Raw genomic sequence first — 20368 nt, 5'->3', positions numbered from 1 at the left:
CTAATACTGTGTTTGTTTTATATTCGTTTTCAACATGCCTGAGTGGAGAATTCTGGGTTTTACATGAATGGTACCGAGCTCATAGTCGGACAGCGGCTTTTCACCGTAAGCGGTGAGTTTCGCCCATGTGGCGAAATCATGCCTATAAAGGATATGCTCCAGTTCATATACATCAATTCCTCTGCTTTTGCCAAGTTTAAATGTCTGCTCAATTTCTTCCTTTACTTGTTTGGCAACCAGTTTTTTCAACTCAGCCTCATCAACCTCTTCGAATACTTCAGCTATTGTAGACGGAGCTATAACCTCCACATCAAAAGTGGGTTTATCACCATCCGCTCGTATATTGATATGAGACTTCGGTTTAATAAGCACGGTGTGAACCGCTTTCCCCTCTCTATATACAACCATTGGGGTACGAATTGTGTATGTATTCAACCACCTTGCACCAACAAATTCTTCCTCCGAAAACCATTGTAAACTGCGGTGCATATTCAGGGCGTAAACACCATTCACCCTTAGTTTTGGATCTGGCTTTTTGTTTTTCCTCCATACTTCATCTACGATGTCCAATGTCGGCAACATCACCGTTTCCCCAGGCTCTCGCAATCTCGAAGCCACCCAAAACAGCCGATGCGGAGAAATGTAAGAACGTTGTCGAAAACTATCTATTGGCTGCATTAAGATGGAACTCATCGGAGAGACATTGAAAAAGGGGATAACGGAGAAAATGTCCTCAATTGACTCGTCTGTACTATAAAACCACTGAGTGAATCTCGTTTCACTATAGCGAACGTTTCCGTCTGTAAATTTGCTTATTCCTTGATTTAACGCATTTTTGGAAAACAAGTACGCACCGACATGCCCCCAGAATACACGTTGCTGAGACGTTCGGTAGAGCTTGTTGAATGCCTCGCTAACGGTTACACCTTCTTCTTTACCCACCCAAATCAACGGCAGTTGTGCGGATGGACCTCCCCCTTGTTTGGCCACACTTGCAAAATCCAGCATTTGCCCGTAGACGATGTATTTCCCATCTTTATAATCAAAGCCAATCGCTGTCATGTAGTTCGTGTCTTGAATCGTTTTTAAATCCCAACAGCCCGTCAAGCTAGTTAATACGAAGGCGGCCGCCATTAATTTCAACCACATTTTCATCATGAAGATTCACTGCCTTGTCTTGTATCTTCCTTCGTGCCCAGCTCAATCGGCCTGCGTGCAAGCTTCTTCCAAGCCTTCGAAAATAAGGAAGTGGTCATTTCCCCGAAGAATGGCGGTGAAATCGGTGAGAGATAAGGTACCCCAAATGACTCTAGCGTTGACATCAAAAGAACTAAGCCCATCAGCGAAATCATGAATCCGTATATACCGAACATGGTGGAAATCAGCAGAATAACAATGCGTAACACCGTAATGGTTCCTGCGAGAGATTGATTAACTAACGTATACATCGATATCGTAGACAGGGAAGTAACTACCAAGGTAGTGGGGCTTGTAATTCCAGAACGTATCGCCGCATCCCCGACAATTAACCCGCCTACAACGGTAACCGTTTGTCCTACTACCTTGGGCAATCGAGCGCCCGCTTCACGGAACAGTTCAAATAACGTCAGCATGATAATAAAATCCATTGGGCCAGATAAAGGCAAGCCTAATCGTGATGAGGAAATCGTGGCTACGAGTTGATACGGAATTTGGTCCAAATTAAAGCTGGATACCGAAATCCAGAGTCCTGGTAACAAGACCGATATAAGCAAACCGATGATTCGCAGCAATCTCTCGAATGCGACATAATAGAAGGGATTATGGACATCTTCAGGTGAGTTCAAAATATAGGTTAACGTGACTGGTGCAACGAGAACCATCGGGGAGCCATCCACGATTATCGCAAATCGGCCGCGAAGCAGACTATCTGCCACAAAATCGGGTCTTCCCGTATAATTCAGCAAGGGAAAGATCGAATACGTTTGCCCAGATAAGGCATCCTCGAGCTGTGAGCTGCTGATAACCGCATCGACATCAATCGATTGGAGACGATCTTTTGCTTCTTGCAGGACCGACTCATTGATGACATCGCAGAGATACAATAAAGCAACGACCGTGTTGCTTCTTCGACCCAATATTATTTTCTCACAGCACAAGCTAGGTGTCGTCAATCGTTTGCGGATTAAGGCGATATTCGTGATCACATCTTCCGTGAAGCCGTCCCGTGGTCCTTTAATCGATGTTTCCGTGCTTGACTCTTCAGGTGCTCGATTCGGAGGCGAGGCAATATCCATCGCGTATATTTCTTGCGTTTTTTCAAAAAACAAGATCAGCTGACCCGCATACACAGATATCTTCATTTCTTCTATGAGTTGTTTACCCGTTAACTTTATTAATTGCAGCATTGAACTAACATCAAGGGCATCTTCATTTCGGTAAAAATCACTATTAATAAAAGCCTGAAGCTTCGGCAGCACAAGACCATCGATCAACTCCTTTTTCACCATGCCTTCACAATAAAGCATGGTGACACGCTGGGCTTGATCCCCTTGCATGACAGGGTATGTTTTCAAAATAACATCGTCCGAAAGAGCAAACCATTCACGGAAATCTTGCTCATTCATTTAGGCATCCTGCTCCTTTCGCCGAATAGGCAGCATCGCAATTACAAGTAAAAACAACAGCAGAACTAGGCCGACTACAAACATTAACGTATAGTAATATTTCTGCAGCCAAACCACCATTTGGTTATCCGATATGGGATACATCGAGATGGCAAATAAGCCTAGACTTATTCCAATCAGAATGTAGGTTCTAGTTGATTTTCTCTGAATCTTCATCATATCCAAACTAATAAACATCAATATCGAGGTACGCATGCAGGAACCTGAAATCCATTGAAAAATAGATAAGAAATCTAGATGAGAAATATATTTCCCAAGGGACACCATCCGCCATTGTTCAAAGGCTGGGTACCTTATGTCCGCTGCCTCAAAGGGACCGAATATGGCGATCGCTCCTGTTAATGGACCGATCGTAAGCCCTATTACACACGTAGTCAGTATCAATAATCCTCGTAATCGGATACGCGTTCGGACATGATGCTGCATGATAAGAATACTTAGTATTTCAAAAGAAGCGCTGCAAGTTAATAGCATAGACTGGAGTGTCGGACCATATCCGTGTGTGAAAAGCGGTGTTAGCAGCGTGTAATCCTTGAATTGAAAATTCGCACCCATCACAAAGTAACCAAGAACAACAACAGCTGGTAAAAGGAGGCCTGATGCAATCGCAATCGCTTTAATACCTTCTTTTGCTGCGAAAAAGCAAAATAGAATAAACATAAACGAAATTATAATAAGGGGGGTTCTGGGCAAGTAGGTGACGTGTGTCCACATGGTGACATCTTTTATCGTGACTAGGGCATGCGTAAAACAGATCAAAGTAATGAACGTTTGAATGAGATACGCCCCCCATTTCCCCAACCTCATTCTGATCCATGCTATCAAGTCACCTTGTTTGGTTTTTTTTACCAAGAAGTGGATCAAGAAAGCCCAGACAAGCATAGGTACAATGGCCAATGAGGCTCCTAACCAGGAATCTCGTTTCCCATAGTGCAGTAGAACAGGGATGAGCAGAACATGATTCGTTATCGCAATGGAAATGATCACGATCCCATATAATTGAATGGTAGTAATCTGTTTATTTACAGGCATAAGGTTCTCCCACTTTGATATGAGATGGACATACAATAACGGCTATCGTTAAGTTCTCCCGCTTCTGGAAAATTATGCGCAAAGACGCAATAAAGCCGCCTTCCAAGGGCCGGAAGGCGGCTTATGCGGTCAATTAAATTAATAGAATGTTGCCAATATAATAACCAACAAAATATACAATACCAGTACAACTGCTGTGCTGGAGTGTCCAACGTTTGACATGGTTAGTTCCCCCTTCCGCCTGCTATACCTGATCTGAGTTGCTCCATACATTCTATGTTAGGCAGGGCGGATGGGTATGGACGGATGTCTATAAATCGGGAAGAAAAGGGGTTAATTCACCTAGATAACAGACATCCAAGTAGTGAAGTGCCCGGGTGCAAGCCGTGTAAAACAGCTTGCGTTCCTTCGCCTCCGCGTAGACAGCTGCCCCGGCGTCGTAGAGAATAACCGCGTCGAACTCAAGCCCTTTGGCGAGGTACGCCGGCAGGATCATCACGCCTGCTTCGTAGTGCAGCGTGTCTTTGCTAATCCGCGCGAGCTCCGGCAGCAGCGGCTTCAAGCGCCCGTGCGCAGACTCCGTCTCGCGCTCGGTCTTGCAAATGATCGCGACGGAGCTTGCGCCGCCGTCGCGTCTCAGTGCCGCCGCCTCTGCGACGAGGCGGATCAGCTCTTGCTCGCTTGCTGCGCGCAGCAAGCGCGGCTCTTCGCCGCTGCGGCTGAACGGTTCCACCGGTTCGCCGCCCGGTAAGACCTGACACGCGAAATCAGTGATTTCGCGTGTTGAGCGGTAACTCTTGACGAGACGGATCGTCTTCGTCTCGTCTTCCCCCATCAGCTCGCTAATCGAGCTGTATGCCTGCTCTTGCTGCGTGGAGTCTGAACCCCCGCCAGCACTGACAAGCTCGCTCACAGTCGCATTCGCGTGCGTGAAGATCCCTTGATTCCAATCACCCAGCAGTGTAAAGCGGGCGCGTGGGAACATCTTTTTCAAATAAGCATAGTGAAACGGTGAATAGTCCTGTGCTTCATCGACGAGGCAGTAGCGGATCGTGCCCACGCGCAGCTGCCCCTCCACTAGTCCTTTGAGATACACGAGCGGGGTCGCATCCTCGTAGCGCAAGTGACCTTGCGTGAGCGCCTCCACCGTGAAATCACTGATCGTTGCCCATGCTTCAGGCAAGGGTTGACCAGCAAGTCTCACTAGTTCTTGTTGAAGGCTCGGATCCGTAAACAAGGCTTTGTACATGCCGAGCACGTCGACATAGGTTAATTTCTGTGCTTTTTCGCGGAGCGGCGTGATCGCTTTGTGCGCTTTGACTCTGCTCATTTTCTTCATTTCGGGCTCAGAGCCCATGTATTTCGGCTCACGCACAAGCTTGCGATAAAATCGCTTCTGCACATCCGCTTGAAACACGTCTAGCTTCGTAAGTATCCATTCTGACAGCTGTTCCATGCGCTCACCGATAGCGAGAATCGAAGGCTTACCGTAGAAGCGTTCGCTCAGCTCATCAGCGGTGATCAGCACTTTCTTACCCACAGCCAAGTCAACGAATCGGATCCCGCCCTCTTTCAATTTATCCCCATAGGCTTCAATCACACTTAGGAAAGCCTCGGAGGTCTTGTAGGTAATGCTCTGTAACCGTGCAGTGTACAAAGGATCCTGTTCGGTGCCTGTCAAAATAAATTCAAGCTGATCATACGGATCCTCTAGCTTCAGTCCGGTATCTGTTAATTTATGTGTTAAATAATCTTGGAAGGTCGTTTGCTGCATGGTCGCTTCTCCCAGCTCTGGCAGGACGCGAGAAACATAATCGCTGAACAGTGAATTCGGCGAAAAGAGGATCATATTATCGGCACTAAGTGTCGTCCGGTACTTATAAAGCAGATACGCGATGCGCTGCAGCGCAACGGACGTTTTGCCGCTGCCCGCCGCACCTTGGACGACGAGCACCTTGTGATGATCATCGCGGATGATCTGATTCTGCTCACGCTGAATCGTCGTCACGATGGAGCTCATCTTCTCATCCGCGCTGCGGCTGAGCATCTTCTGCAGCATCTCATCACCGATCGAGATGCCGGTATCGAACACATCCTGCAGCTCGCCAGCCTTGATGATGTATTGGCGCTTGAGCCATAGCTCGCCGCTAACGTCCATCTCTGGCGTGCGGTAGGTCGCCGGGCCCGGCGGATAGTCATAAAACAAGCTGGCGATCGGCGCCCGCCAGTCATAGATAAGAATCTCATCGGTCTTACTATCAATGAATGAAGTTAAACCGATATAGATTTTCTCCCGCTCCTGCTCGCCCTTCTCCTGAAAATCAATTCGGCTGAAATAGGGCGCATCGACGACACGCTCCAGTTTACGAAGTGCATCCTGTGCTAGTCGGTAGCTGCGCTCCTGCCCCTGCAGCACATGCTCCTGCTGAGCCATACTCGCAGCCGTTTCAATCAAATCATCGTCATTGTCTGCATTGACGGAAATATCGTCCCAGAAGCTACGGCCAATAGCCGTCGCTTCTGATCTGCGGTCATCTACCGTTTGGCGCAGCTCTATAATCCGTCGCTGAATATTAGATCGCACCACAGAGACGCGCTGCGCTTCCTTCTCTCGTTCTTCATTCCCTATCGCCATGGTTTCAGTCCACTCCCAAGTGATTTCTTTCTTTTAAAGATACACGTTCTGAATGACTTCTTCAAATTCCGGTTCTTCCATATGTACATCATCCATATCGCCCCAACTGCTCACAATCCGCAGGACGTCCATCGCCTTCAGTTCTTGTCGGTTGCAAGCGATCGTCAGCCTGTTCGATTCTTGTGCGATCACACGAAACGGCAGCTCCCAGTTATCCGGCACTTGAATCTCCCCCCGATAAGTCACCTTCATCATCGTCGGACAGTTATTTCTAGCATGGGTAAGCGTATACGATAAGGTAATAATCTTGGAGCAAATTAGCTTGTTTGTGGTGGTTGGCGGAAGATAGTGATAGCGATTACTGTTGGTGGAGTGGCAGAATGTTGAGGTGAGCATGTTTAAAACAAATTAATGTTTAACTGTAAAAACTCCAGCTATTTCAGCCAGTTTTCTCACTTTCGATAGACTAACTGGATTTCCTACAGCTAATTTGGCTAGATTTCGCTGAAATGGCTGATATCAAGAATATTAACTGTACGTTTTCCATCTATTTTGTTATTTCTGGTCTTTTCCGCAAAAATAGATGGAGGTTTTCCAGTTAGTGCTTCGCGCGCACCAAGTCAGGCGGGGGTAAATCAAATGTTGGGTTGGGGTTGGCCTAAACACCAAAAACCGCCCCCCAATAACATCGAGAGACGGCCCATTATCCAATTTGTACTACTGCGCACTTGCCGGCTTTGCCTCCTGGCTGCCTTGAGCTTCAGACTGAGGAGCAGCGCCAGGGACACCAAACTCAGCATTGTAGCTCGTTTGCGTACCTTTGGTCAAATAATCATGATCCACATAAGCGGCCAGGTACTGTTTACCGAACATCAAGTCATACTGTACGTTCCGATAGTCGGCGATGAGCGGTGCCGCGGATTCCGGCGCTGTTGCATGCAACTGCCCATCTTGATCGACAATCAAATTGCTAAGAAGTCCTGGCACTTGTTTTGCCAACTCGGCATTCAAAGCAAAATTCGCTGGCTTTTCCATATGAAGCATATCAAGAACGTGAGCCCCTAAGAAAGAATCACTCAGTAGCGGAATGTCTTGCTTCGGGATATCGAAGTTGGACCATGTCACTAGTGGGATGCTGTGCATCTTTTTGATTTCATCCAACGACCATTTGTTAGCATCACTTGTTGAGATAAAGCCTGCTTCTTTATACACCTGATAATCCATGCCAAGCATCGGCAAATGGTCACCATAGAAAACGATCATCGTCGGTTCATCCGAATCCTTGAAATGATCAATCATCATTTGCAAGCTTTGATCCGCGTCATGCGCACCTTGCGTATACGTTTCTAGAATGCTTTTGGCTTGCGCAGAAAGATTACCTGTGGCTTTGAACTGATTTTCCCCATAACGCGGATCATCATACGGGCCATGATTCTGCATCGTAACGGTATAGATAAACATCGGATTTTCTGTTTTATCTACTTCAGTAATCACGTTTCTGGCGACCTCGGCATCGGAGATAAAGTAACCCTTCGTTTCCGGATTGTCGAAGTGCTCACTACTCTTAAAGGATTCAAAACCAAGTTGCTTATAGACGTTATTCCGATCCCAGAACCAGCCTTCATAAGAGTGAATCCCCATGCTCTTGTACCCTTTATCCGCAAAATAACTAGCCAAACTTGGAACTGGCTTCGAAATATACTGTTGATACGGGATGGATCCACCAGGTAAGAAGCTCATGGAGTTCCCCGTCAATACTTCAAATTCCACGTTGCTCGTACCGCCGCCATACTGTGGAGAAAGCAAATATCCGGAACTTGACTCCTTCTGCAAACGGTGGATGGTCGGAAGCGGATCTTCGCTGAACGTTACATTCTCTAGTAGGGTAGGATCCCAGAATGCTTCGCTCATTACGAAAATGACATTCGGCTGTTTCCCGTCAGCAAGGGTAGCTTTCGCTTTACGGACGCCTGAATCCTGCTGCACAGCAGTCGCTTGAATATTGGCGGTAGCCGCAGCCTTTTGAATATTGGCCGCTGCAGCAGCCATTGCTTGCTCACTGTATGTTTCAGGCTTTTGAACGATCGAGTTTTTCACATTCAGTGTGAATGCTAGTGTAAGACCATTGTTGGCATAGTTTTGCTGTTGATCCCACACAATTTCACTAACACCTGCGTTGTCTAAAATTTTGCCAGCTAATGGTGTTTTGATCCCAAATGCATACAAGGCATAGAGCGAAAAAAGCCCTAAACCGATTCGAGCGATAACAGGTAGTGTAACACGCGGGATCACCCATCTAAGTGCAAGGACGATGAGAATCACAGCCGCTATAGCGCATATTCGAATTAATGCGGCTTTTCCGGTAACTAATGAAGCAATATCCATACTCTCTTTGTTCAGCAATATATCCCAAGGGAAGAACGGCTCCCCGATCATTTTCACTTTCATATACGAGATAATTGCCATCAGACCGAGTATTAAGGTCGTGATTGATCCAGAGATTGCCAAGGAACCTACGAGGGCGTAAACGAAGGACAACAGACAGAAGGTTAACCCTACATTTAACATAAATAATGGTTGATTAGCTGTAATCCACTGCATGGTTTCAGCTAGATTTCCACGTTCAAGAAATTCCATACCTACCACAGACAGAATCGGTAAACCGATCATAAATAAAACTAGTGAAATCGATGCTCCCAGACGGCTTGAGCTCTTTTTACTCGAAAGACGCTTCCGGGGCTTCAAATTCAAGTGCATCTTACATCACTCTCCTCATGCCCCTAATTGTAAATGTCAATTGTGAAGGAATTATGTAGCTAACCTTAATATAACCTTAACAATTCCAGTATCTGTAAATTACTTTAACCCAGCTAACCAAGCTGCGAGTGCTTTCAATTCTTCTTCCTTCATCGTGACCTGAAACGGCGGCATCCCGCCCCCACCCTTTTGTATCCGCTTTACGATTTCAGCTTCGGTGAGGCGTTCTCCCACTTTTTGAATATTGGGACCTTGTCCACCTTGTAATTGATTACCATGACAGGAGATACAGTAATTTTGATATAACTTTGGAACGTCTACCTTTGCAGAAACACTCGCACTCGGTGTCGCCGATGGTTTATCTCCACAAGCAGTTAAGCTAAATGCTGCGACCAGCAAGAAGCCGCCAACTAGACCTATTCTCATTTTCATGTGCGCAAACTCCTTCAATCTCATTTCTCTCATCATACCAGAGCGTAGATTGGAAAAGAAAGAAGAGCCGCGTGCACCATCACATGAACAACCTCGATTTTCCTACCGATCAAGGCTTCTCATATCATTATTATGGTCAAATTCGCGGCTTTTAATATGAATTTATTTGATATTTTTACGCCAGCTTAAGACGAATCACATTCCAAGAAGCCTTACCAAGAACAGCCTCAATGTGTCCATTTGAAGAAATCGTGGCATTCCCTGCGGAATGTGGTTTCACACGATCTTGCGCGTCCAAGGTATTCGAAGCCTTGAGGTCCTCATGCTCCAATACGATATGCTCCTTGATTTGGAAGCCGCCGAAGCTGCGAAGATCCATCTCTAAAGGTAGTGCTTCCGACAAATGACGATTCACTGCGAATATAGTCAACTCCGATGCTTCCTCGTTATGCACAGCAACAGCCTCCAGATAAGGTACGTCCGTGTAGTCCTTCGTGTCATACTTCGGTGACTTAATGAGCGGTACGAGAACTGTTCCACGACCGTACACACTTGCATGCAAATAAGGATAATAAATCGTTTGCTTCCACGCGGCGCCGCCACTCGCGGTCATAATAGGCGCAATCACATTAACCAGTTGGGCTAAGCAGGCCATTTTGACACGATCCGCACGTTTCAGCATGGAAATTAGCATACAGCCTACAAGAAGCGCATCTTCATGGTTATAGATGTCCTCCAACTGCGGAGGTGCAATGGACCATGGCTCGATCTTACGGTCGGCATCATGCGAGTGATACCATACATTCCATTCATCGAAGGAAAGATTGATCTTCTTCTTGCCGCGCTTTTTCGCCTGAACGTAGTCAGCTGTAGCAATCACGGTATGAATGAAGCGGTCCATGCCTAGGGATTGCGCAAGGAAATTCGCTGAATCTTGATCACGATTGCCATAGTACTGATGCAGCGAAATATAATCAACATGATCATAGGTATGCTCAAGAACCGTTGCTTCCCAATCAGGGAAGGTAGGCATAACTAAGCTAGAACTGCCGCAAGCGACCAGCTCGATTGAGGGATCGACCCACTTCATCACTTTCGCTGTTTCACAGGCGATACGGCCATATTCAACCGCCGTCTTGCTTCCGGTTTGCCACGGGCCATCCATTTCGTTGCCTAAGCACCACGTTTTGATGTTATGCGGTGTGCGGTAGCCATGGGAAATTCGCAAATCACTCCAATAGGTGCCGCCAGTGATGTTAGCGTATTCCATAATGTCCCTCGCCTCATCAGGACCACGAGTTCCTAGATTCACAGCCATCATGGCATCCGTGTTCGCTTTGCGGCACCAGTCCATAAATTCATTAAGGCCGATCAAATTCGGCTCAATCGTGCGCCAAGCAAGATCAAGACGTCTTTTGCGCTGATCCACAGGTCCGATGCCATCCTCCCAATTGTAACCGGATACAAAGTTCCCGCCGGGATAACGAACAATCGGCACATGCAGGCTTTTAACTAACTCCAGCACATCTCCCCGAAACCCCTGTTCATCTGCTTGCGGATGTCCGGGCTCATAAATCCCGCCATACACCGCACGGCCCAAATGCTCAATAAAGGAACCATACAACCGTGGATCAACTTCTCCTACTTTGAAATCCTTGTCAATAATCATGCTTGCTTTCATAGACATTTTGCTCACCTCATCGTATAATTAATATAAATGCAAATCAGTTAATACAAACGTTATGTATAGCTCATATTAAACAATAAAAAAGGATGAAGATCAATACCTTTCACCCGTTTTTGTTGCATTCATATTTATGTTAATCAGAGGATACGAAAGAAGGCGTAGATGGGATGATTCAAACGACAACAGACCGCAAATGGCTGCCTTTGTATGAAGCATTGGCTAGCGATGTGCGGCTGCATATTTTGGAATTATTGACTGAAGAAGAGATGAACGTGAAGGAATTGGCGCAGCGTCTTTCCCTCAGTAGTGCAATCGTGACGATGCATGTCAAAAAGCTAGAAAATGGCGGCCTCATTCATACGAAGCTCGTTCGTAAGCAAGGTGGTACGCACAAAATCTGTACATTAGCGCTATCGCGCATTGACATTCAACTTCCACAGACCACCGAACAGCAGCGATTATTCAATGAAGTATCTGTTCCTGTAGGTCACTATACTCGCTATGAGGTCTATCCAACTTGCGGTTTAGCTTCAGTTGACCGAGTGATTGGTCAGTTTGATGACCCACGATTTTTCTTCGAGCCCGAGCGTATGCATGCCAAAATTCTTTGGTTCGCCAAGGGCTTCGTTGAATATCGCGTTCCCAACTATATGCTGCCAGGTCAGACTTTGGAGGAAATTGAAATCTCGCTTGAAATCGGCTCGGAAGCACCAGGTATCGCAGCCAATTGGCCGTCCGATATTCACTTTTATGTCAATGATACACGGCTTGGCTATTGGACGAGCCCTGGCGATTCCGGAGCTGGCCGCGGCCTTCTTACGCCATCTTGGTGGTCGGACTATACGAACCAATATGGTTGGTTGAAGGTACTTCGCATCACCGAAGCGGGAACATTTATCGATGGACAACTGCTTTCCACCGTTACCATTCAAGACCTTCCTATCTCACGAAACGAGTGGACCTTACGATTAGAAGTACCCGAGCATGCCGAGCATGTCGGTGGGTTGACGCTGTATGGGGAAGGCTTCGGCAACTATAATCAGGATATTCGGTTTCGTACTTACCGAAGGTAGGAGATAGATGCTTGTAATGCCTAATTCCATTGAATTGCAATGGAATTAGCTAGTATCCAAGGTTACTGCGTAGTATAATAAGGGTATTATATAAGTATAATACTGCTACGAATGAGGTGTGATTATGTATATAAAACCATCAGCAGCAATAAGAAAAAACTATAATCAAATTTCTGAAATGTGTAAAGAAACTGGGGAACCTGTCTATCTTACTAAAAATGGTGAAGGCGATTTGGTCGTCATGGATATTGTCGCATTTGCCAGACGTGAAAGCATGCTAAGACTGCGGGAAAATTTGGTAGCTGTGGAAGAGGACCGAATTGCCGGGAAGCGAGGCGCTTCCATTGATGATGTGGCCTCACTTATGCAAATAGCTGTTAAAGAGGTATTAGATGGCAAACGCAGATAACCAATACTCGGTCATCATTTCCGATAGGGCAAGTGAAATGCTGGTTTCACATGCCCGATTTTTAGCAAATGTAAGTGCACCAGCCGCACAAAATTTAATTAATGATTTTATAATTTCGGCAAAATCATTGGAAAGCTTTCCAGAAAGAAATCCATGGTTAACTGATAGTTATGTTCCCATTAATAAATATCGAAAATTGGTATTGTGCAAGCGATACCTCTTGATCTACCAAATTAAGCAAACAACGGTCTTCGTTGATTTTGTACTAGATTGCCGACAAGATTATGGATGGCTTGTGTAGCCTACTTTTGGAGTCGGCCCTACTACTTCAATACCTTTCGTCCGTCCTTCTGCCAAACGCAAATACTTCTTTCTCCGCCAGCGGATAGCCACCAGAATACCACGAAGATACTCGTCGCACATCATCGCTATGTAAATGCCCGCTAACCCTAAACCGTAATGCAAACCCAACACATAAGAAAGACCCGCAGCAACACCCCACATCGAGAACAGCGAAATCACCATATTGAAACGAGTATCACCAATCGCATTAAGTGCATTACCAAAGCCCATATTGATCATTCGGCCTGGCTGCAGTATCGCTGTTAGCACTAAACAAGAAAGGGCCAGCTCAATAATCGCTTTGTCTGAACTGAAGAAGCCTAAGAAGCTTTTTCCGATGATCAAAAGAAGAATGCTGTTGCATCCAACTAAGCCCAGCCCAATCCACGTACCGCGGTAACCTGCTTTGTACGCCGCCTGCGTTTGCCCAGAACCGAATAGATGCGCAATCTGGATTTGTGCGGATAAAGCAATCGAATAACCTAACATGAAACAGATGGATTCAAGTGTATTCATATACGTTCTAGCTGCCAATGCTGCAGCACCCATCGTTGCCAAAAAGCTATAAATCGCGAGCTGCGACAACACCCAAGACGACATATTGACGCCGAGCGGCCAGCCAATTCGGATAATTTCACTAAATAGTTTTCGGTTAAAAACGCCCAGATCACGCCATCTAATCCTTCGCTCAAAGATCGAAACAAACATATAGAGAAGCAAACAAGTCGCAACTAATCGGCTCAGTAAGGTTGAAATCGCAACCCCGGTTAAGCCTAGCTGCGGAAATCCGAAAGCACCATTGATCCAAGCGTAATTCAATACGACATGGATCACATTCATCCCGATCGCGATAATCATCGGTCCCTTCGTGTTTCCTGTATTTCGAATCGCTGTGCTGAGTGTAGCTGTTAAGGCCGTCAACACCATGCCACTGCCGACAATTGAAATGTACGTATGTGCCATTGGGATTAACCGCTCTTCTAATTGAAACAGCCTCGCAAGTGGAACTGCCTCTACGTACAGGATCACACTGAGAATTGCACCAATGAGTCCGCTTATCGTAACAGCCATAATCCCGACTGTTCGTGCAGATTCCTGCTGATTGGCCCCGATTTTCTGTGCAATGAGAATACCTGCACCGCTGGCCACGGTCATGAATAAAATCATAACCGCTTGAAAGATCTGGTTCGCCAAGCCAACTACCGCAACAGCATCGTCTGAAACGCGGCTAACCATAAGTGTATCAACAGCTCCCAAAAGCAGTTGCAGCAGTAATTCTACAAATATAGGCCATGCTAAAAACCATAACGAATATTTATTTCTCTCAGCCTTCATGTACACGCCACCATCCAGTGTGATTCTCTATTTATTATGAAAATGAAACTTAGTAGTCAGTTCAAATTATAGCTGTTATAGTTGATTTCATGTATCAACATCGCAACTGAAACTTATACAATTCCAACTTTCATTCTGGATTAAGCAGGTGGCTTTCATGGCATTTCTAGAGATCACGATCCCTCCCCTGCCCCACTATATCACGAGTGGATTGAACGCCATTCCAAAGGGAGGACAGCACCCTAGTCGCAGCAACATCCAAGTCTTTGATCTTCTTATCACCATTTCCGGCTGCTTCTACATCGGTGAGGAGGATGCCAGATTCGAGGTTGGCGCAGGACAAGCCGTCATCTTGCGGCCTGACCGTTATCACTTCGCGACACAGGTATGCTCCGAGATAACTCACACCTATTGGCTGCATTTTCATGTAGGCGGTGCATGGGAGTTGATTAATCCTGCTGTCGTTACCCCTGTCTCCTTAGAGGATCCTGCTCCAGAGGAAGCCGTGGTAGAAGCTTTCGCCGTGGAACCCTTCACGATGCGTATTCCACAATTTACGACGCTGCAGTACCCTGAGAAAATGTACGAGATCTTCGATCAGCTTTTGCAGCTGCAGCCTCGTGCGCATGTGGGCAATGTTCGTTTTGCTCAGCAGCAGCTATTCCAAGAAATCCTGCATCAGCTTGCCGCGTCTGGTGAGACAGATCATGCCTCCGCCTCCAGAGCTTGCGCTGAGAAAGCGGCCTCGTACTTACGGCAGCACTTTCGCGAATCCGTGTCTGCTAAACAACTCGGCGATGAGCTCAATTTCCATCCTGTCTATATCGCTCGCTGTATGCAAAAAGAATACGGCTGCTCACCCGTAACTTATCTCCTGAAAGTAAGAGTGGCACAGGCCAAGCTCTTACTCTTGCAAACGGAGCGGCCCATTGCACACATTGCTCAGGAGGTTGGCTTTGAGCAGGCTGCTTATTTCGCAGCTAGCTTTACCAAGCTGGAAGGAATGTCGCCTCGCAGCTATCGGCAGCAGTTTTCACAAAGGACCTAGATGCTTTGGGATCGATCCATTTATGCTATACTGAGAAAAAAAGGATAAGGAGTCCTCATCATGGCAACCCCCTTACATTGGAAAAAGTCATTATGGATACTCTGGGGCGCGAACTTCTCCATAACGTGTGGCATGAATTTGGTTCTACCGTTCTTACCTCTCTATATCGGGGAATTAGGGGTTCATGATCTAGATGATATTGTCCGTTGGACAGGCTGGATCGTGGCTGCCCAATTCATCACTTCCTTTTTGACCCAGCCGCTATGGGGAGCCATTGCCGATCGACGTGGGCGCAAAATCATGCTGCTTCGCGCCGGATTTGGTATGGCCATCGTAACAGCACTCATGGGCATCGTCACATCACCCTGGCAGCTATTATCGCTGAGGTTGCTGAACGGATTCTTCTCCGGCTTCATCTCGATGGCGGTTTCGTTGCAAGCCTCTCTGACACCGCGAGAGCATTCCGGGAAGTCGCTAGGCACGCTGCAAACTGGCGCTATTGCAGGCACACTCATCGGCCCCTTAATTGGCGGTGTGCTGGCAAGCTTTCTCGGGTACCACCATGTGTTCTTCTTCACAGGCGGACTCATGCTATGCGCCAGTATTATCGTGATGGTGTTCATCAAGGAGGAACGGAAGCCCGCTTCTGACAAAAAAGTTAAACAGAAGACACAGTGGCGTTTGTTTCGCCCCTTATTGCCTGTGTTCGCCGCATCCCTGATCACACAGATCGGAATGATGAGCATCGAACCGATCGTAACGGTGTATGCCAAGACCTTATACACAGGGGCGCACTTGGCTTTTTTTGCCGGACTGATCGTCGCAATTACCGGTATCGCCAATTTATTCGGAGCTCCTACATTGGGAAGGCTAGGTGACCGAATCGGTCAACGCATGACGCTGGTCATTGCCCTCGTTATGGCGGCAGTCGCTTTTATCCCGCAGGCTTTTGCCACGAATATCACTATGTTGTTGGTCGGTAGATTCCTGCTCGGGCTGTTCATCGGTGGCATGATTCCTTCGTTGAACGCACTGGTCATGAAACTTGCAGCCCCAGAGATTCAAGGCACCGCTTATGGATTCAATACGTCCTCACTATTCCTTGGCAATCTAATCGGCCCCCTGCTCGGCAGTCATTTGGCAGCTGCGTACGGCTTCACTTCCGTGTTCTATGTCACGATGAGTATTTTGCTAATCTGCGCGGTGTTCGTGTATGCGAATCGCAGCTTGGATGCAACCATACGGCCCAAAGGGGCGTAGAGAAATAAAGGCATTTGTTCATCTAAAAATAAGTAAAATGGAGGATTACGATGAAACACGAAATTTTATATAAAGGCGCATTTCCTATGCTGCGCGTGCAGCTTGAAGCTGGTGAGAACATTAAAGCAGAAGCCGGCGCGATGGTCTCTATGTCCCCGAATATCGAACTCAAAGGAACCGTAGATGGCGGGATCATGAGGGGACTCGGCCGCATGCTCAGCGGAGAGAAGTTCTTCTTCCAAGAATTGACCCCCAATCGTGGATCAGGTGAGGTTCTGCTCGCCCCTGCTGTGATCGGCGACATTGAGGCTGTCGAGCTAGATGGCTCATACAAGCTTTATGTGCAGAAGGACGGCTTCCTTGCCGGCACCTCCGGTATCCAGGTGAACACGAAAATGCAGAATCTGATGAGCGGCTTCATGTCGGGCGAAGGCTTCTTCATCGTAGAGATCAGCGGTAGAGGCACTGTGTTCCTTTCCTCTTACGGGGCGATTCATGCGGTTAACTTAAAACCCGGCGAGGAAGTGCTCATCGATAACGGACACCTTGTCGCTTGGCCGGATTATACGCAGTATACGATTGAAAAAGCCGCAAAAGGCTGGATTTCCAGCCTTACCAGTGGCGAAGGCGTGGTCTGCCGCTTCCGCGGCGAAGGCGTCGTGCTCATTCAAACGCGGAATCCGAAGAGCTTCGGCGGTTGGATTAAGCAGCTACTGCCGGGCAGATAGGCAGCCGGAGATAAATAGAACGTAAAGGAGCTAAGCGTATTTGCGCTTAGCTCCTTTACGTTTTTGCGGGTACCTTGAGTTATTGTCCATTGTAGCTTCAGGCGGGAGCGAAAAACAACGTTACTGTGCCGAAACCGGCTACTTTCGATGCCTCCCCCTGCTGTAACGGTGAAAAACAACGTTACTGTGCCGAAACCGGCTACTTTCGATGTCTCTCCCCGCTGTAACGGTGAAAAACAACGTTACTGTGCCGAAACCGCCCACTTTCGATGCCTCTCCCTGCTGTAACGGTGAAAAACAACGTTACAGTGCCGAAACTGGCGCATTCGCGAGAAATCGTTCCTTAATTCCCCGTATCTCCTCTGAAATTAACGGGAGAAATTCCAGTTATCTCGCGAGCGGCACCAATCATCTGGTCGTATCTATCCATTTTACCTTCTAGTCGCTCAAGGACTTTCTGCATATCTGCCATTCTGGTTAGGAGTTCTGTATGCTGCTCGACTAGGATCTCTTTCCTAGTCTCCAATGTTTCATCACCTTGTTGAAACAGTCGCACATAATCAATCAAAGTTTCAACTGGAAGGCCTACGCCTCGCATACATTTGATAAATTCAACCCACCTGCAGTCTTCTTCCGTATAGTCCCTAATTCCGCTATTTTTGCGGTTCACCCTTGGAATAAGTCCGACTCGTTCATAATAACGCAGTGTGTCCTGTGATAACTCGAATTTCTCACTTACTTCTGCGATCAACATTTAGACTGCACCAACAACCTGATGAGGCACATACTGTTCTTCCAACGACATAATCTCTTCAGGTGTTAACGTAAGCGATAGAGAATCTACCGCATCATCCAGTTGAGAAATTTTCGTAACACCAATAATTGGCGCTGTTACAGGTTCTTTCTGCAACAACCAGGCAAGGGCAACTTGCGCGCGAGGAACGCCGCGTTTCTCTGCTATTACCGCAAGGCGATCTACAATTAATCGATCCATATCGGCAAATGCGTCATATTTCATTCGCTGAGCTTGGTCCGTTTCGGACCGATGTGTGGTTTCCGACCAATCACGCGTTAATCTTCCGGAGGCCAGCGGACTGTAAGGGATTACGCCGATTTTTTGATCCTTGCAAAGCGGCATCATCTCCCTTTCCTCTTCACGATAAATGAGGTTTAAGTGATTCTGCATCGACACAAATCGTGACCAGCCATTTTTCTCAGATACATGCAGGGCTTTTAGGAACTGCCAGGCGTACATCGCAGAAGCACCAATGTATCTTGCCTTCCCCGCTTTGACTACATCATGCAGAGCTTCCATCGTTTCTTCGATCGGCGTATGATAATCCCAGCGATGGATTTGATACAAATCAACATAATCGGTTCCTAATCGCTTAAGGCTCTTATCGATTTCACTCAGAATGGCCTTGCGGGAAAGTCCAGCCCCATTTGGACCTTGATGCATACGGAAATGAACTTTTGTCGCGAGGACAACTTCATCACGATTCGCATAATCCTTCAGCGCTCGTCCAACAATCTCCTCACTTGTTCCATCTGAATAAATATTCGCTGTATCAAAGAAATTGATTCCAAGCTCGAGTGCTCTTTTAATAATAGGACGACTGTTCTCTTCATTCAGCACCCAAGGATGCGTCCACCGTTCTGCGACTCCAAAGCTCATGCAACCAAGACTTATCCGCGATACGTCCAAACCTGTATTTCCAAGTTTCACATAATCCATCTGATGATTCCTCGCTTTCCAATAGCTCATAATTCTCACATATATAGTTTACTCTCTGGAGTTAACTCCAAGTCAAGTTACAGTTCCTCCCCTCATGATAATTCAGAAGACGGATATCCTCCCGCTTATTCAAATTGACACCAATTAGATAAAGTGATATGGTCAAAGCAACAAGACGTTCCGCCTTTTTTTGCGGAATGTCTTGTTGTACTTTTATGGATATTGCACATCAAATATATTTACTTTGCGAAAGGGTGAGGTCTTATGTGATTCTGCCTGCTGTACATGCTAGTCAATCGACAATTTTAGGGAGGAATTCTAAGTGATTCAGGTAAAAGAGTTTTTAGATACGGATGCGTCTTATGCGGAGACAAGGGCTAATCAGTTTTTAGCCGAATTGAAAGAGGAACAAATTGTTAATGTTTGCTATGGCTCCATCTTGAAGTCATCTGCAAGCGGGGTAGGTTTTCAACGTAGTGCAATCCTTGTAGTTTATAAATCGGGAGAAAGTACTCCCAAGTAAACGAGGTGTTCACACTAAAATGGAGACCTTCTTTAAACTGCTCTCAGTCATCTCTACCGTTCTTCTTGCTGTAATCCTATTTTATTTAATCTTTCAGAAGTATTGAAAAAAGTTATTGAGAAAAATAATTTCCCGGAGGTTTTGTATATGAGGCAATTAGATCGATATTGGAATCTAATTATGTGGGGAGGAATCTACGATGAACCGTAGTCATATGTCCAACCCTACCCGGAGTCGACTTGTTGATCAGCTTGTATTTCTTGACGAGCAAGTGACGACGTACCTTGACAGTTATCCTTCACAGCAGAAGATCCAAGTGAATAAGAGTATTAAACACTATGTAAAAATATTGGAGAAGTTACTTGAGCTTGATGATGTTAATCTTATAAAAACGTTGAGCAAAGTTACGGTAATAGGAAGTAACATTACGATTTGTTACGAAGAGGAAGGATCTAATGAATTATTTACGGTGGTCCTCCCAACAGAAATAGATCCTGATCAAAATAGGATATCGTTGTTTTCGCCAATTGGAAATCAATTGTTATCGAGATCAACAGGTGAAACCTTCATTCTTCAAACTCCGGAGGCAGAATATTCCGTTCGGATTGTAGGGACTGCACTTAGCTAAAAACTAGGACTTATGAGTAACGGTTATAATTGAGACTAAAAAGCACCCAAACGGGTGCTTTTTGCAATGTCTATTTGA

19 protein-coding genes are annotated in these 20368 nt (G+C 46.4%); 8 read left to right on the top strand and 11 right to left on the bottom strand.

Annotation, left to right across the window (positions count from 1 at the left end; all coding sequences use genetic code 11):
- The 8 genes from GC096_RS19235 to arfA all read right to left on the bottom strand — a co-directional run bounded on the left by GC096_RS19235 (position 1) and on the right by arfA (position 11209).
- Positions 1-1158 (bottom strand): Ger(x)C family spore germination protein, encoded by a 1158-nt coding sequence (locus GC096_RS19235; RefSeq protein ID WP_171632427.1) that lies wholly within the window; start codon positions 1156-1158, stop codon positions 1-3.
- Positions 1155-2606 carry a spore germination protein gene (locus GC096_RS19230; protein WP_171632426.1) on the bottom strand — a complete coding sequence of 484 codons (1452 nt, stop codon included), beginning with the start codon at positions 2604-2606 and terminating at the stop codon, positions 1155-1157. Before GC096_RS19230 ends, GC096_RS19235 begins: the two co-directional genes overlap by 4 nt.
- Positions 2607-3698: a GerAB/ArcD/ProY family transporter gene (locus GC096_RS19225; RefSeq protein WP_171632425.1), complete on the bottom strand. Its 1092-nt coding sequence runs from the start codon at positions 3696-3698 to the stop codon at positions 2607-2609.
- Positions 3699-4008: 310 nt separating this feature from the next.
- Entirely contained in the window at positions 4009-6333 is a 2325-nt protein-coding gene (helD, locus tag GC096_RS19220) for an RNA polymerase recycling motor HelD (RefSeq protein WP_171632424.1), read from the bottom strand.
- Between the two features lie 33 nt (positions 6334-6366).
- Positions 6367-6555 (bottom strand): hypothetical protein, encoded by a 189-nt coding sequence (locus GC096_RS19215; RefSeq protein WP_171632423.1) that lies wholly within the window; start codon positions 6553-6555, stop codon positions 6367-6369.
- A gap of 495 nt (positions 6556-7050) precedes the next feature.
- Positions 7051-9090, bottom strand: coding sequence for an LTA synthase family protein (locus GC096_RS19210; RefSeq protein WP_171632422.1), 2040 nt, complete (start codon positions 9088-9090; stop codon positions 7051-7053).
- 99 nt (positions 9091-9189) lie between these two features.
- Positions 9190-9522, bottom strand: a complete 333-nt coding sequence (locus GC096_RS19205; RefSeq protein ID WP_171632420.1) for a c-type cytochrome — start codon at positions 9520-9522, stop codon at positions 9190-9192.
- 175 nt (positions 9523-9697) lie between these two features.
- Positions 9698-11209, bottom strand: a complete 1512-nt coding sequence (arfA, locus tag GC096_RS19200; protein WP_171632418.1) for an arabinosylfuranosidase ArfA — start codon at positions 11207-11209, stop codon at positions 9698-9700.
- Between the two features lie 167 nt (positions 11210-11376).
- Between arfA and GC096_RS19195 the strand changes: the two genes are divergently transcribed.
- From GC096_RS19195 to GC096_RS19185, 3 genes are all read left to right on the top strand, one after another.
- The gene (locus GC096_RS19195; protein ID WP_171632417.1) at positions 11377-12282 is read left to right on the top strand and encodes an ArsR/SmtB family transcription factor; all 906 of its coding nucleotides are present in this window, start codon (positions 11377-11379) and stop codon (positions 12280-12282) included.
- Positions 12283-12406: 124 nt separating this feature from the next.
- Positions 12407-12691, top strand: coding sequence for a type II toxin-antitoxin system Phd/YefM family antitoxin (locus GC096_RS19190; protein WP_171632415.1), 285 nt, complete (start codon positions 12407-12409; stop codon positions 12689-12691).
- A complete protein-coding gene (locus GC096_RS19185) occupies positions 12675-12992 on the top strand; it encodes a type II toxin-antitoxin system RelE/ParE family toxin (RefSeq protein WP_171632413.1) in 318 nt (105 codons plus the stop codon). Before GC096_RS19190 ends, GC096_RS19185 begins: the two co-directional genes overlap by 17 nt.
- Here the strand turns inward: GC096_RS19185 and GC096_RS19180 are convergent.
- Positions 12974-14368, bottom strand: a complete 1395-nt coding sequence (locus GC096_RS19180) for an MATE family efflux transporter (RefSeq protein WP_171632411.1) — start codon at positions 14366-14368, stop codon at positions 12974-12976. The two genes, GC096_RS19185 and GC096_RS19180, sit on opposite strands and share 19 nt — an antisense overlap.
- Positions 14369-14525: 157 nt before the next feature.
- On the opposite strand from GC096_RS19180, the gene GC096_RS19175 reads away from it, so the two are divergent.
- The 3 genes from GC096_RS19175 to GC096_RS19165 are packed head-to-tail and all read left to right on the top strand — an operon-like array spanning position 14526 to position 17404.
- The gene (locus tag GC096_RS19175) at positions 14526-15416 is read left to right on the top strand and encodes a helix-turn-helix transcriptional regulator (RefSeq protein ID WP_171632410.1); all 891 of its coding nucleotides are present in this window, start codon (positions 14526-14528) and stop codon (positions 15414-15416) included.
- A 60-nt stretch (positions 15417-15476) separates the two neighbouring features.
- Positions 15477-16676, top strand: coding sequence for an MFS transporter (locus GC096_RS19170; RefSeq protein ID WP_171632408.1), 1200 nt, complete (start codon positions 15477-15479; stop codon positions 16674-16676).
- Positions 16677-16726: 50 nt separating this feature from the next.
- A complete protein-coding gene (locus GC096_RS19165; protein WP_171632407.1) occupies positions 16727-17404 on the top strand; it encodes a TIGR00266 family protein in 678 nt (225 codons plus the stop codon).
- Between the two features lie 343 nt (positions 17405-17747).
- Here GC096_RS19165 and GC096_RS19160 read toward each other — a convergent pair whose 3' ends face one another.
- Together GC096_RS19160 and GC096_RS19155 are read right to left on the bottom strand one after the other, a co-directional pair.
- Positions 17748-18158: a MerR family transcriptional regulator gene (locus tag GC096_RS19160; RefSeq protein WP_171632406.1), complete on the bottom strand. Its 411-nt coding sequence runs from the start codon at positions 18156-18158 to the stop codon at positions 17748-17750.
- Positions 18159-19139, bottom strand: coding sequence for an aldo/keto reductase (locus GC096_RS19155; RefSeq protein WP_171632404.1), 981 nt, complete (start codon positions 19137-19139; stop codon positions 18159-18161). It abuts the gene before it with no gap.
- A 322-nt stretch (positions 19140-19461) separates the two neighbouring features.
- Between GC096_RS19155 and GC096_RS19150 the strand changes: the two genes are divergently transcribed.
- The gene (locus GC096_RS19150; RefSeq protein ID WP_171632403.1) at positions 19462-19662 is read left to right on the top strand and encodes a hypothetical protein; all 201 of its coding nucleotides are present in this window, start codon (positions 19462-19464) and stop codon (positions 19660-19662) included.
- Positions 19663-19861: 199 nt separating this feature from the next.
- Positions 19862-20290 carry a GreA/GreB family elongation factor gene (locus GC096_RS19145; protein ID WP_171632401.1) on the top strand — a complete coding sequence of 143 codons (429 nt, stop codon included), beginning with the start codon at positions 19862-19864 and terminating at the stop codon, positions 20288-20290.
- Positions 20291-20368: the final 78 nt, after the last annotated feature.

The sequence above is a fragment of the Paenibacillus plantarum genome (assembly GCF_013141695.1).
In the GTDB taxonomy this organism is placed as follows: Bacteria; Bacillota; Bacilli; order Paenibacillales; family NBRC-103111; genus Paenibacillus_E; species Paenibacillus_E plantarum.
The sequence above is the reverse complement of the archived record's forward strand: the minus strand, read 5'-3'. Positions and strand labels throughout refer to the sequence as shown.

What these genes read in the sequence shown, in the direction of transcription:
- GC096_RS19180 (WP_171632411.1), bottom strand. Translation starts at nt 14,368, where the DNA reads ATGAAGGCTGAGAGAAATAAATATTCGTTATGGTTTTTAGCATGGCCT.
- GC096_RS19175 (WP_171632410.1), top strand. Translation starts at nt 14,526, where the DNA reads ATGGCATTTCTAGAGATCACGATCCCTCCCCTGCCCCACTATATCACG.
- GC096_RS19145 (WP_171632401.1), top strand. Translation starts at nt 19,862, where the DNA reads ATGAACCGTAGTCATATGTCCAACCCTACCCGGAGTCGACTTGTTGAT.
- GC096_RS19170 (WP_171632408.1), top strand. Translation starts at nt 15,477, where the DNA reads ATGGCAACCCCCTTACATTGGAAAAAGTCATTATGGATACTCTGGGGC.
- GC096_RS19190 (WP_171632415.1), top strand. Translation starts at nt 12,407, where the DNA reads ATGTATATAAAACCATCAGCAGCAATAAGAAAAAACTATAATCAAATT.
- GC096_RS19235 (WP_171632427.1), bottom strand. Translation starts at nt 1,158, where the DNA reads ATGATGAAAATGTGGTTGAAATTAATGGCGGCCGCCTTCGTATTAACT.
- GC096_RS19225 (WP_171632425.1), bottom strand. Translation starts at nt 3,698, where the DNA reads ATGCCTGTAAATAAACAGATTACTACCATTCAATTATATGGGATCGTG.
- GC096_RS19195 (WP_171632417.1), top strand. Translation starts at nt 11,377, where the DNA reads ATGATTCAAACGACAACAGACCGCAAATGGCTGCCTTTGTATGAAGCA.
- helD (WP_171632424.1), bottom strand. Translation starts at nt 6,333, where the DNA reads ATGGCGATAGGGAATGAAGAACGAGAGAAGGAAGCGCAGCGCGTCTCT.
- GC096_RS19230 (WP_171632426.1), bottom strand. Translation starts at nt 2,606, where the DNA reads ATGAATGAGCAAGATTTCCGTGAATGGTTTGCTCTTTCGGACGATGTT.
- GC096_RS19185 (WP_171632413.1), top strand. Translation starts at nt 12,675, where the DNA reads ATGGCAAACGCAGATAACCAATACTCGGTCATCATTTCCGATAGGGCA.
- GC096_RS19205 (WP_171632420.1), bottom strand. Translation starts at nt 9,522, where the DNA reads ATGAAAATGAGAATAGGTCTAGTTGGCGGCTTCTTGCTGGTCGCAGCA.
- GC096_RS19155 (WP_171632404.1), bottom strand. Translation starts at nt 19,139, where the DNA reads ATGGATTATGTGAAACTTGGAAATACAGGTTTGGACGTATCGCGGATA.
- GC096_RS19165 (WP_171632407.1), top strand. Translation starts at nt 16,727, where the DNA reads ATGAAACACGAAATTTTATATAAAGGCGCATTTCCTATGCTGCGCGTG.
- arfA (WP_171632418.1), bottom strand. Translation starts at nt 11,209, where the DNA reads ATGTCTATGAAAGCAAGCATGATTATTGACAAGGATTTCAAAGTAGGA.
- GC096_RS19210 (WP_171632422.1), bottom strand. Translation starts at nt 9,090, where the DNA reads ATGCACTTGAATTTGAAGCCCCGGAAGCGTCTTTCGAGTAAAAAGAGC.
- GC096_RS19160 (WP_171632406.1), bottom strand. Translation starts at nt 18,158, where the DNA reads ATGTTGATCGCAGAAGTAAGTGAGAAATTCGAGTTATCACAGGACACA.